Source organism: Paraburkholderia sp. (assembly GCF_035501035.1).
Classification (GTDB): Bacteria; Pseudomonadota; Gammaproteobacteria; order Burkholderiales; family Burkholderiaceae; genus Paraburkholderia.
Genome location: NZ_DATJWR010000244.1, coordinates 1 through 11953 on the forward strand (window position 1 = coordinate 1; position 11953 = coordinate 11953).

Sequence of the window (11953 nt, forward strand, 5' to 3'; positions counted from 1 at the left end):
CCAACGACGACCATCAGCACTCCGCAAAGGACCATCGTCAAGCTTGCGATTACTCGTTCTTCGGTACTGCGCTCTCGAGCGCGGGGTGCCGAAGCCGTACGCTGCTGCGCCGAACGAGGCGCCGTGGGCAAGTGGGGAGCGCAGTCGCAAAACAGAAAGGATGACATCCCCTGCAATCATGCCGACCAATCCGGTGATCATGATGAACAAGGCGACGAGTTCGGGTGATCCGCCTGTCTTACCGGCTAGCGCCATGGCGAACGGGGTGGAAATGGAGCGCGCCATCAGGCTTCGTGCCACCTGGTGGTCGAAATGAAATGCGCGGGCCAGCAACAGCGAGCTCACCAGCGCCACGGTCATGCCTACGCATACGCCAATGGACAGCGCTAACCTGTTTCGCCGCACAGTGTCGCGGTATTCGTAGATGGGAACGGCGAACGCGACTGGGAGCATTACTTCGAGTCCCGATGGGCCACGAAAATGCAGAACTCATCAAAAGGCCGTGCGAAGTTTTACCGTGTTTGGCGAGGGCAGGATGGCATGTGCTCGACCTGCCAGGAACCCATCACAAAGGCCACCCCCTGGGATGTTCGTCATATTGTGAAGAGAGCCGAGGGCGGGTCGGATGCCGCAGGCAACCTTCAGATGCACCATCTCAATTGCCGTAGAAATCATTATTCTGCCGGAAATACAGTTGTGAAACCGGGTGACGAAAGATGCCTTTGCAGAGGCTTGAGCCGTGTGGATCGAAAGACCCATGCACGGTTCTGAGGGGGCTGGAAGCGGGTGACCGCGTCCAGCTACCCGACAACCTGCGGCACTACTGCTGACGATCAGCGCTGATCCAAACACCATGACGATGGCGATCCGTGCCATGGGGCGTCACGTCAATTTGATATGCAATCCTGAAAAGCTATCGACAAAATACGTAACTGTCGCCCTTTTCACTACCCTCGAACCGCTCCTGCGCACGCCCACGCTGCACCGTTTCTTCACATCCCGTTTGCGCTCAAGTGAAACCCGCAACCAGTTGACGGGCAGGTTTCACCGGTTTTAGTTTGAGAATCTATTTCCTGCGGCGCAGATCTAGCGTGAACGGAAACTCGAGGCTGCGCTGCCGGTCCTTCACCTCGACGCGCCCCGGCGTATGGCCGGTCTTGAAGAAACGCGCGCGCCGCCGGCTCTCCGCCTCATAGGCGTTGACCGGGAAGGTCGCGTAGCTGCGCCCGCCCGGATGGGATACATGATACCGGCATCCGCCGATCGACCGGGTGCTCCATGTATCAACGACGTCGAACGTGAGCGGCGCATCGACGCCGATCGACGGATGCAGCGCCGACGGCTGCGCCCACGCCCGAAAGCGCACCCCGGCGACGTGCTCGCTCGCGCGGCCGGTGGGTTGAAGCGGCAGCGGCACGCCATTCACCGTCACAACGTGGCGGTTGTCGTTCAGGCCGAGCACGTGCACTTCCAGCCGCTCCACCGACGAATCGACATAGCGCACCGTCCCGCCCGGCGCGTTTTCCTCGCCCATCACGTGCCACGGCTCAAGCGCGTTTCTCACCGTCAGTTCGATGCCGCTCGTCTGGATCGCCCCGACGAGCGGGAAGCGGAACTCGAAATGCGGCGCGAACCACTCGGTATCGAACGCGAATCCGGCTTCGTTCAGTTCGGCGATCACGTCCTCGAAATCCATCCGGATGAACGTGCCGAGCAAGAACCGGTCGTGCAGTTCCGTGCCCCAGCGCGTGAGGCGCGTGGTGTACGGCTTTTCCCAGAAACGCGCGACGAGCGCGCGCAGCAGCAGTTGCTGCACGAGGCTCATGCGCGCATGCGGCGGCATTTCGAAGCCGCGCAATTCCAGCAGGCCGAGGCGCCCATTCGGGCCGTCGGGGGAATAGAGCTTGTCGATGCAGAACTCGGCGCGGTGCGTGTTGCCGGTCACGTCGATCAGCAGGTTGCGCAGCGAGCGGTCGATCTGCCACGGCAGCAGTTGCGCGCTGTCGCGCCCGCCGAGCCGGTCGAGTTGCCGCTGCAGTTCGTTGAACGCGATCTCGATCTCGTACAACTGGTCGTTGCGCGCTTCGTCGACGCGCGGCGCCTGGCTCGTCGGCCCGAGAAAGAGGCCCGAGAACAGGTACGACAGCGACGGATGGTTGATGAAGTAGCCAATCAGGCTCGCGAGCAGGTCGGGCCGCCTCAGGAACGGGCTGTCGCCGGGCGTCGCCCCGCCGAGCACGAAGTGATTGCCGCCGCCCGTGCCGGTGTGGCGCCCGTCGGTCATGAACTTCTCGGTGCTCAGATAGGTCTCGTGCGCCGACTGGTACAGGTACTCGGTGTGATCGACGAGCTGGTCCCAGTTCACCGCTGGATGGATGTTCACCTCGATCACGCCCGGGTCCGGCGTGACCTGCAGCACTTTCAGGCGCACGTCGCGAGGCGGCGGATAGCCTTCCACGATCACCTTCATCTGCAGGTCGGCGGCGGTCGCCTCGACGGCCGCGATCAGGTCGAGGTAGTCGTCGAGTTCGGTGAGCGGGGGCATGAACACGTGCAAGAGGCTCTTGCCGCTGCCGAAGTTTTCGGCTTCCACTTTCGGCCCCGCCGCGCGGGCCGGATCGCGCGTTTCGACGCAAAGCGCCGTGCGGCGGATCCACGACGCGGACTCGCCTCGCACCGGCGGGCGCTGTGGCTCTGCCACCGCCGAAGCCAGTCCGCCGGCCGCCGCGGCACCCTGCGCGCCCTCGCCGGTGCCGTCCGCAGCCGCTCCCGGCATGCCTTCCGCCGCGCCCGCATCGCCCTGCCCGAGCCCGCCGCCCGCATATTGCATCCGCAACTGCGCCGCCGAGCGCAACGGCACGGGCGGCGAGAACGGGTCATGCGGATGCTGGTACGGATAGTCGCCTTTGTTGACCCACGGAAGCGATTCGAGCGGCAGCCGGTAGCCCATCGGCGAGTCGCCCGGGATCAGGTACATGCGGTCGTCGCGGAAGAACCACGGGCCGCTCACCCAGCTCGGCTCCTGCATCGGCAGGTCGCGCTCGCGCGTGATCGGCAGCACATAGCCCGTCACGGTCGAGAGGCCCGCGTCGAACACACGGCGCAGGCGCACGCGCTCCATTTCGTCGTCCAGTTCCGACTCGAACGGGTCGACGTTCACGGGTAGCCGCCGCTCGCGCCACAGGTAGTAGAACGTGTCCTCGTAGCCCGGCTGGATATGCGCCGGGTCGAGGCCGAGCTTCTTCGTCAGGTGCGTGAGGAACCGCTCCGCGTCCTCCGGCGTATAGTGGCCGGGATCGCGCTCGTCCGCGAAGCGCGCCGGATCGCTCCAGATCGGCTCGCCGTCGGCGCGCCAGAACAGCGACATCGCCCAGCGCGGCAACTGCTCGCCCGGATACCACTTGCCCTGGCCGAGATGCAGGAAGCCGCCCTGCCCGTAGCGCGCGCGCAGCTTGTCCATCAGCGCCACCGCGTAGCCGCGCTTGGTCGGCCCGAGCGCGTCGGTGTTCCATTCCGCCGCGTCGCGGTCGCGCACCGCGACGAACGTCGGCTCCCCGCCCATCGTGAGGCGCACGTCCATCTCGGCGAGGCGGCTGTCCACCTGCGTGCCCATCGACTGCACCGCGGCCCAGACCTCTTCGGTGTAGGGCTTGGTCACGCGCGGCGTCTCCAGCACGCGCTGCACCGACATGTGGTGCTCGAACTCGACCTGGCTCTCGTCGACGGCGCCTGAAATCGGCGCGGCGCTGCCCGGCTCGGGCGTGCACGCGACGGGAATGTGCCCCTCCCCGGCGAGCAGCCCCGACGTCGGATCGAAGCCGATCCAGCCCGCGCCCGGCAGGTAGACCTCGCACCACGCGTGCAGGTCGGTGAAGTCCACCTCGGCGCCGCACGGGCCGTCGAGCGCCGGCTGGTCCGGCGTCAGCTGCATCAGATAGCCGGACACGAAACGCGCGGCGAGCCCCAGTTGCCGCAGGATCTGCACGAGCAGCCAGCTCGTATCGCGGCACGAGCCGAGCGCCTTCTCAAGCGTTTCCTCTGGCGTCTGCACGCCGGGTTCCATGCGGATCACGTAGGCAATCTCGCGCTGCAGACGCTGGTTCAGGTCCACCAGGAAGTCGGTGGTGCCCATCGGCGTCCTGTCGATGCTCGCGACGAACTGCGCGAGGCGCGGCGTCATCGCCGCTTTGACGAGATACGGCGCGAGTTCCGTTGCGAGATGCGCTTCGTAGGTGAATGGGAATTTCTCGGCGTGCGGCTCGAGGAAGAAATCGAACGGGTTGTACACCGCCATTTCCACGACGAGATCGACCGTGATCTTCAGTTCGCGCGTCTTCTCGGGAAAGACGAGCCGCGCCTGGTAGTTTGCGAACGCATCCTGCTGCCAGTTGATGAAGTGATCGGCCGGCTCGACCCGCATCGAATACGACAGCACGGGCGTGCGGCAATGCGGTGCGGGCCGCAGCCGCACGAGCTGGGGTCCCAGTGCGACGAGGTGGTCGTAACGATAGTGTGTAATGTGGTTCAGCGCAACGCGGATAGACACACCTAGCTCCTGGACGAATGAGATCTTCAAGACGATGCCGTTGCCGCCATCGCGCGGATTGTACGTCGGGTCAAGCGGCGGACAATTTGGGCACGGCACAAAGTACGCCGCGCCCGTCCACCGGCCGGAAACACCAGCCTCGCTTACGTGAACCTGTCTGCGCGACGCCGCACGACCCGTCATGGGCGTGAATGGCACGTCGCTCGCTGAAGGGTTCGGGTCTGTCCTTGTCTTCTTCCACTGCCCAGCATGAAAGCGCTTCATTGCGATCGATGCGAACAGCACGTCTTCTTCGAAAACGTGAAATGCGAGTCCTGCGACGCCCTGCTCGGCTACGTCCCGGAACTGGCGGAGGTATGTGCGTTCGAGCCTGCCGGCGAGGGCCTCTGCCGCAACCTGCACGCGTCTGCAGACGGCGCGCTCTACAAGCAGTGCAACAACTACGCGGTCGAGAACGTGTGCAACTGGATGCTGCCCGCCCATTCCGCCGACGTCCTGTGCCCCGCGTGCAGCCTGAGCCACACGATTCCGAACCTGTCGCGCCCCGAGAACCGCGTGTACTGATATCGCCTCGGCGAAGCGCCGCCTCTTTTCCGCGCTCGCCGCGCTCGGGCTGCACGTGGGGACTCGCGCAAGCGCCGACCCCGAAACGGGCCTGCAGTTCGAGTTCATGGAGGACGGCGGCGTCGGCGAGAAGATCCTCACCGGGCACGAAAACGGCCTCATCACTATGAACATCGCGGAAGCGGACGACGCTTACCGCGAGCGGACCCGCGCGGAAATGGGCGAGCCGTACTGCACGCTGCTCCGGCATTTCCGGCACGAGATAGGCCACTACTACTTCGACCGGCTCGCCACGGGGACGAAGTGGGAGGAGCCGTGTCGCAAAATGTTCGGCGACGAGCGCGTCGACTTCGCCAAGGCGCTTCAGGCGCACTACGAAGAAGGGCCGCCCGCCGACCGGGACAAGTCGTACGTGAGCGCCTACGCGACGACCCATCCGTGGCAGGACTGGGCGTAGACGTGGGCGCACTACCTTCATATCGTCGACACGATCGACACGGCCGCCGCCTGCGGGCTCGAACTGAACCCGGATGCGCACAACGAGCCGCCCCTCACCGACAGCACGCCGATCGAGAACGAGACCTTCGACAACCTGATGAAACGCTGGTTTCCGCTGACCCATGCGCTGAACAGTCTGAACTGCAGCCTCGGCGTTGCCGATGCCTCCCCGCTCACGCTCGCGCCGAGGGTGATTGACAAGCTGCGTTTCGTTCATAAGGTGATCGTCAGTGCCGCCACGCCGGACGAACCGATGCGGAAGCAAATCAGCGAGCCCGCGGCGACGGACCCTCCGGCCGCGCACAGGCGCCCGATGGTGGCAGGCGCGAACTGCCGTCCTTCCGAACTTCGCAATGTGGAGGTTGTACACCCGGGAAACGTCAAACCGATGAAACTCCGTGTTGGTTATGAACTCGTGTATCAGTGTGCGCAGCCCACGTCGATGCTGCTGATGCTCAACACGCACTTCTCCCGCGCGCGGGACGTGATCGTGCCGGAGCACGTCGACACCGGCCCGTTCGTCCCGCTGCGGCAATACTGCGACTCGTTCGGCAATCTCTGCACGCGGCTCGCCGCGCCGGCGGCCGAGCTGACGCTCTCGTCCGTCGCGGTGTTCGACGTGCCGCCCGGCCCCGAACTGCCCGAGCCCGACGGCTACCAGCATTCGATCGAGGAAATGCCCGACGAGTAAATGCAGTTCCTGCTCGGCAGCCGCTACTGCGAAACCGACCTCCTCGGCAACACATGGCAGACCTTCGACTCGCGCAACGACGCGCCGCAAACCGGACGCATCCTGATGGCGCGCGGGCGCGACGCCGCTGACGTCGCGATCAGCAACACTTTCGGCACGTCGCCCCTGACCCGCTTCCGGGTGGTGTGCGAGCCGCAGTGAGCGTGCTTCGCCTTCATCGCATACACGACCCGGCAACCGATGCGCTCGAGCGGGCCGCTTCGCAGGCCGTCTGCGTCTGGCTCGCGCCGGACTGCGTCTGCGTGGCCGACTTCTGCGGCGCGAGCGGCACGAGGAAGTCGCGGCTGATGCGGCTCGCCAGGTCGTTCACACGCACGAGGAAATCGACGAGGTATGCGTGCAGCCCGCCCTTGAGGATGTCCTGGATCCGGCCGTCACGCAGTTCGGCGGACAGTTGCGCGGCGAGCCGCGCCGTTTCGCTGGCGCGCCCGTTCGTCACGCGGTCGATCAGCTGCTCCACCTCCGCGATGCTCGCCGCGAGCGAGCGCGGCCAGTCGTCGTACAGGATCAGGAGACCTGCGACGCGCTCCGGCGTGATGACGTCGCGATACACCTTGCGGTACACCTCGAAGCCCGACACGGAGCGCAGCACGGCGGACCAGTGGTAGTAGTCGAACGGTTGGGCGGAAGTGTCGGCGCGATGCTCGAGCATCTCGAACTTCACGTCGAGGATGCGCGCGGTGTTGTCGGCGCGCTCGATGAACGTGCCGAGGCGCATGAACCAGAACGCGTCGTCCTTCACGAGCGTGCCAAGCTGCACGCCGCGCGACAGGTGCGAGCGGAACTTGACCCACTCGAAGAATGCGTACGGGTCGCGCTCCAGGATGCCGTCGGCGAGCAGGCGCTGGCATTCGAGCCAGGTCGTGTTGAGGCTTTCCCACAGCTCGCTGTTCGTCGAGCTGCGCACGGCGCGCGCGTTCTCGCGCGCGGCGCGCAGGCAGCTTACGATCGATGACGGATTCGACGAATCGCACGCCATGAAATCGATCACGTCGCGGCCTTTCATGCCCTGATGCGCGGCGGTATAGACGCCGCTCAGCTCGGAGATCGACAGCATCGCGCGCCAGCCGAGTTCCGCGTATTCGTCGGATTGCGGCAGGAGCGACAACTGGTAATTCGCGTCGAGCATCCGGGCTGTGTTCTCGGCGCGCTCGGTATAGCGCGCCATCCAGAAGAGATGATCCGCGGTACGGCTCAGCATGGGTGCTCCCGGTTCTTGTTGCTTCTAGTTGCTTCTCGTCGATGTGCGGCGGGCTTCAGCGCTCGAGCACCCAAGTGTCCTTCGTGCCGCCTCCCTGCGACGAATTCACCACGAGCGAGCCTTCGCGCAGTGCGACGCGCGTGAGGCCACCCGGCACCATGCGGACATCGTGGCCCGACAGCACGAACGGGCGCAAGTCGATGTGGCGCGGCGCGATGCCGGCTTCGACGTAGGTCGGGCACGTGGAGAGCGCAAGCGTCGGCTGTGCGATGTACTTGTCCGGGTTGGCGACGAGCGCCGCGCGAAACGCTTCGATCTCGGCCGCGCTCGACGCCGGACCGACCAGCATGCCGTAGCCGCCCGCGCCGTGCGTCTCCTTGACGACGAGCTCGGGCAGATGATCGAGCACGTGCTTCAGGTCGTCAGGCTTGCGGCACATCCAAGTCGGCACATTGTTCAGGATCGGCTCCTCGCTGAGGTAGAACCGGATCATGTCGGGGACGTACGGGTAGATCGACTTGTCGTCGGCGATGCCGGTGCCGACCGCGTTGCAGAGCGACACGTTGCCCGCGCGATACGCCGAAATCAGGCCCAGCACGCCGAGCGCCGAATCCGGGCGGAACACGAGCGGGTCGAGAAAGTCGTCGTCGATGCGGCGATAGATCACATCCACGCGCTGCGGCCCCTGCGTGGTGCGCATGTACACGTAGTCGTCCTCGACGAACAGTTCCTGCCCCTCCACCAGTTCCACGCCCATCTGTTGCGCGAGAAACGCATGCTCGAAGTACGCGGAGTTGTACATGCCCGGCGTGAGCACGACGATGCTCGGGTTGTCGGAACCTTCGGGTGCTGCCGCGCGCAGAGCGTCGAGCAGCAGGTCCGGATAGTGCGCGACGGGCGCCACGCGGTTGCGCGAAAAGAGATCGGGGAAGAGCCGCATCATCATCTTGCGGTTCTCGAGCATGTACGACACGCCGGAGGGCACGCGCAGGTTGTCCTCCAGCACGTAGAACTCGCCCTGCCCCGCCCGCACGATGTCGATGCCCGCGATGTGCGCGTAGATGTCGCGCACCACGTTCACGCCGTTCATCTCGGGCCGGTACTGCGCGTTGTCGAGGATCTGCGCAGCCGGGATGATGCCCGCGTGGATGATCTCTTGCTCGTGATAGACGTCGTGGATGAATCGGTTCAGCGCATTCACCCGCTGTCGCAGCCCGCGCTCGAGCGCGGCCCATTCGGCGGCGGGAAAGATGCGCGGGATCACGTCGAAGGGAATCGTCCGCTCCGGATCGGCGCACGGCTCGTCCTTCGCGCCATACACCGAGAAGGTGATCCCGACGCGCCGTAAATTCAGGTCCGCCTCCGCGCGCTTGTTGCGGATCTGCTGGTCGCTCTGCGCGCTCAGCCAGTCGATGAACTCGCGATAATGCGTGCGCGTATCGCACGCACTGCGAAACGCTGCCGCCGATACGCCGCCTGCCTGCAGATCGCAGCGCTCGAACATTTCGTTGAAAAAAACTTGCGTCATTTGTCGCCCTTTTCACAACCCTCGAACCGCTCCCTCGCGCCCACGCTGCACCGCTTCTTCACATCCCGTTTGCGCTCGAGTGAAACCCGCAACCAGTTGCACCACTCATGATGATTTAGGTGCCGAAGCAGCCGCGCCCGATGTCTTTCACGGCGATAGTGGGCCACCACCGCTGGCAGCGCGATAGCAAGCGCCGAGCATCCGATCACCAGCCCCATCCACGTTTCGCTCATGCCGGTTTCCTCCCGGAAAGTCAGTGGTATCGCGCACTCCCCCAACGATGCCAGGGCCGTGAGGGCTGCCACACTTGCACTACGTCATGCTGGCGTCAGGCAACCCGATCGGACGGCATGACATGTACGCACCCCGTAGGGTCTGCTGCGTACGACGCAGCAGACCTCGCGCGGAATGGTCAATGTGATGTGAGCGTTGACGCGCTGCGTCGCCTCACTACATATGCTGGCCGCCGTTGATTGCGATATTGGACCCCGTCACAAAGCCGGCGTCGTCGGAGCACAGATAGACGACCAGCGATGCCACCTCCTCCGGCTTGCCGAGACGACCGGCCGGAATCTGCGGCAGGATCTTCGTATCCAGGATTTCCTGCGGAATCGCCGTCACCATTCTGGTGGCGAGATACCCCGGCGAAACGGTGTTGACGGTTACGCCCTTGCGCGCCACCTCCAGCGCCAGCGACTTGGTGAAGCCATGCATGCCAGCCTTGGCCGCCGCGTAGTTGGTCTGGCCGATGGCGCCCTTCGAACCGTTGACCGACGAAATATTGATAATCCGGCCCCAGCCGCGCGCGACCATGTCTTCGCACAATGGCTTGCTCATGTTGAAGACCGAATCCAGATTGGTCCGGATGACCGCGTCCCAGTTGACCTTATCCAGCTTTTTAAGCGTCATGTCCCGTGTGACACCCGCGTTGTTCACGAGAATGGCGACCGGACCCACTTCAGCCTGGATCTTCGCCGCACAGCGCTGGCACGAGTCATAGTCGGCCACGTCCACGGGGTAGGCGCGAAACTTGTAGCGTTGAGATTCCATTCTGGCCAGCCAGTCATCTGCACCGGTGTTGCCCGGTGAATACGTGACGACCACCGCATAGCCCGCCTCATGCAGTTTCATGCTGATCGCTTCTCCAAGGCCGCCCATCCCGCCTGTCACTACTGCGATTCGCTTCGTTACACTATTCATCTATGGTCCTGTTGTCTGCGAAAGTCGAAAATTTCCGGTGGCACCACAGCTAGCGATGCCACCGGGCTTGTCGCAATGCGTTTCCACCTCGGGCCTGAGCCGAAGGTAAAGGACTCAGCATTGCTCAAGTCGCGCGGATTTTTGTTGACCTCTGATATCGCGCGAATGAAGTGCGGTTCGTATGCGGGCCAGAATATGCGTCGCATACGCACCGCTTCATATCGACTGGATGATTAGAATTAGACGCGCTCGACGGCGAGCGCCACGCCCATGCCGCCGCCGATGCACAGCGACGCCAGCCCCTTCTTCGCATCGCGCTTCTGCATTTCGTGCAGCAGCGTGACGAGGATGCGGCAGCCGGACGCGCCGATCGGATGGCCGATTGCAATCGCGCCGCCGTTCACGTTGACCTTCGACGTGTCCCAGCCCATCTGCTTGTGCACGGCGAGCGCCTGCGCAGCGAACGCCTCGTTGATCTCCATCAGGTCGAGATCCTCCGGGCTCCAGCCCGCGCGCTCCAGACAGCGGCGCGACGCCGGTACCGGGCCCATGCCCATCACCTTCGGATCGACGCCGGCGTGGGCGTACGCCTTGATACGTGCGAGCGGCGTCAGACCGAGCGCTTCGGCCTTCTTTGCCGACATCACCACCACCGCAGCCGCACCGTCGTTCAAGCCCGATGCATTCGCAGCCGTCACAGTCCCTTCCTTCGAGAAGGCCGGCTTCAGGCCCGCCAGCGATTCGGCCGTCACGCCTTGGCGCACGAACTCGTCGGTGGCGAAACGCAGCGGCTCGCCCTTGCGCTGGGGAATCTCGACGGGGACGATTTCAGCATCGAAACGCCCGGTCTTCTGTGCGGCTTCCGCCTTCTTCTGCGACAAGGCGGCGAACGCATCCTGCTCCTCTCGGGTAATGCCATATTCCTTCGCGACATTCTCTGCGGTGACGCCCATGTGATACTGGTTGTACACGTCCCACAGACCGTCGACGATCATGCTGTCGATCAGCTTCGCATCGCCCATGCGGAACCCATCGCGCGAACCCGGCAGCACGTGCGGTGCGGCGCTCATGTTTTCCTGGCCACCCGCGACAACGATGTCCGCGTCGCCGGCAATGATCGCATTGGCCGCAAGCATCACGGCCTTCAGGCCTGAGCCGCAGACCTTGTTGATCGTCAAGCCCGGCACCGCCGACGGTAGCCCTGCCTTGATCAGCGACTGGCGGGCCGGATTCTGGCCGGAGCCGGCTGTCAGCACCTGACCCAGAATGACTTCGCTGATCTGCTCTGGCTTCAGGCCCGCGTGTTCAAGAACGGCACGGATCACCGTTGCGCCCAGTTCAGGCGCGGCGATCTTCGCCAGCGACCCGCCGAATTTGCCGACAGCCGTACGTGCAGCCGATACGATCACAACTTCACTCATTCCAGCTCCTTATAAGTGGTCCTGGTAAAACTGCTTGGATTTCGGTAGCCTGGGTTTTTCCCAAGGACCGAGGTGACGATGAAGTGCCGAGTGAAGCTTGATTAGGCGGAGGAGATCACATTGCAGGAGATGGCGATCAATCACCGGTTCAAGAACTCGCGCAGACGCGCCACTGGCCTTTTGATGCTCGCTCGTGGCGATAAGCCAAAGATCGTCTGTGAGGCACTCGGTGTGAGTGACCAGG

At 64.2% G+C, this 11953-nt stretch carries 9 protein-coding genes and 1 pseudogene; 3 read left to right on the forward strand and 7 right to left on the reverse strand.

All coding sequences use genetic code 11. From position 1 onward, the window contains the following. Positions 1-453, reverse strand: a 453-nt coding sequence (locus VMJ11_RS18255; RefSeq protein WP_325620799.1) for an LrgB family protein, incomplete at its 3' end; no start/stop codon positions are given. An 87-nt stretch (positions 454-540) separates the two neighbouring features. Here VMJ11_RS18255 and VMJ11_RS34510 point away from each other — a divergent pair. After that, positions 541-771 (forward strand): HNH endonuclease, encoded by a 231-nt coding sequence (locus VMJ11_RS34510; protein WP_414694426.1) that lies wholly within the window; start codon positions 541-543, stop codon positions 769-771. 295 nt (positions 772-1066) lie between these two features. On the opposite strand, the gene VMJ11_RS18260 is transcribed toward VMJ11_RS34510, so the two are convergent. After that, a complete protein-coding gene (locus VMJ11_RS18260; RefSeq protein ID WP_325620800.1) occupies positions 1067-4546 on the reverse strand; it encodes a transglutaminase family protein in 3480 nt (1159 codons plus the stop codon). 249 nt (positions 4547-4795) lie between these two features. Between VMJ11_RS18260 and VMJ11_RS18265 the strand changes: the two are divergent. Next, positions 4796-5846, forward strand: a pseudogene (locus VMJ11_RS18265) (zinc-binding metallopeptidase family protein); the annotation flags it as partial. A gap of 453 nt (positions 5847-6299) precedes the next feature. Further along, positions 6300-6500, forward strand: a complete 201-nt coding sequence (locus tag VMJ11_RS18270; RefSeq protein ID WP_325620801.1) for a hypothetical protein — start codon at positions 6300-6302, stop codon at positions 6498-6500. Between the two features lie 13 nt (positions 6501-6513). On the opposite strand, the gene VMJ11_RS18275 is transcribed toward VMJ11_RS18270, so the two are convergent. The 5 genes from VMJ11_RS18275 to VMJ11_RS18295 form a co-directional block, all read right to left on the reverse strand. Then, positions 6514-7560, reverse strand: coding sequence for an alpha-E domain-containing protein (locus VMJ11_RS18275; protein WP_325620802.1), 1047 nt, complete (start codon positions 7558-7560; stop codon positions 6514-6516). A 55-nt stretch (positions 7561-7615) separates the two neighbouring features. Further along, entirely contained in the window at positions 7616-9088 is a 1473-nt protein-coding gene (locus VMJ11_RS18280; RefSeq protein WP_325620803.1) for a circularly permuted type 2 ATP-grasp protein, read from the reverse strand. Next, positions 9085-9321, reverse strand: a complete 237-nt coding sequence (locus VMJ11_RS18285; protein WP_325620804.1) for a hypothetical protein — start codon at positions 9319-9321, stop codon at positions 9085-9087. The genes VMJ11_RS18280 and VMJ11_RS18285 overlap by 4 nt, the downstream gene beginning before the upstream one ends. Positions 9322-9538: 217 nt before the next feature. After that, positions 9539-10288, reverse strand: a complete 750-nt coding sequence (gene phbB / locus VMJ11_RS18290) for an acetoacetyl-CoA reductase (protein WP_325620805.1) — start codon at positions 10286-10288, stop codon at positions 9539-9541. A gap of 239 nt (positions 10289-10527) precedes the next feature. Beyond that, the gene (locus VMJ11_RS18295; RefSeq protein WP_325620806.1) at positions 10528-11709 is read right to left on the reverse strand and encodes an acetyl-CoA C-acetyltransferase; all 1182 of its coding nucleotides are present in this window, start codon (positions 11707-11709) and stop codon (positions 10528-10530) included. Positions 11710-11953 lie beyond the last annotated feature (244 nt).

What these genes read in the sequence shown, in the direction of transcription:
- VMJ11_RS34510 (WP_414694426.1), top strand. Translation starts at nt 541, where the DNA reads ATGTGCTCGACCTGCCAGGAACCCATCACAAAGGCCACCCCCTGGGAT.
- VMJ11_RS18270 (WP_325620801.1), top strand. Translation starts at nt 6,300, where the DNA reads ATGCAGTTCCTGCTCGGCAGCCGCTACTGCGAAACCGACCTCCTCGGC.
- VMJ11_RS18275 (WP_325620802.1), bottom strand. Translation starts at nt 7,560, where the DNA reads ATGCTGAGCCGTACCGCGGATCATCTCTTCTGGATGGCGCGCTATACC.
- VMJ11_RS18280 (WP_325620803.1), bottom strand. Translation starts at nt 9,088, where the DNA reads ATGACGCAAGTTTTTTTCAACGAAATGTTCGAGCGCTGCGATCTGCAG.
- VMJ11_RS18285 (WP_325620804.1), bottom strand. Translation starts at nt 9,321, where the DNA reads ATGAGCGAAACGTGGATGGGGCTGGTGATCGGATGCTCGGCGCTTGCT.
- phbB (WP_325620805.1), bottom strand. Translation starts at nt 10,288, where the DNA reads ATGAATAGTGTAACGAAGCGAATCGCAGTAGTGACAGGCGGGATGGGC.
- VMJ11_RS18295 (WP_325620806.1), bottom strand. Translation starts at nt 11,709, where the DNA reads ATGAGTGAAGTTGTGATCGTATCGGCTGCACGTACGGCTGTCGGCAAA.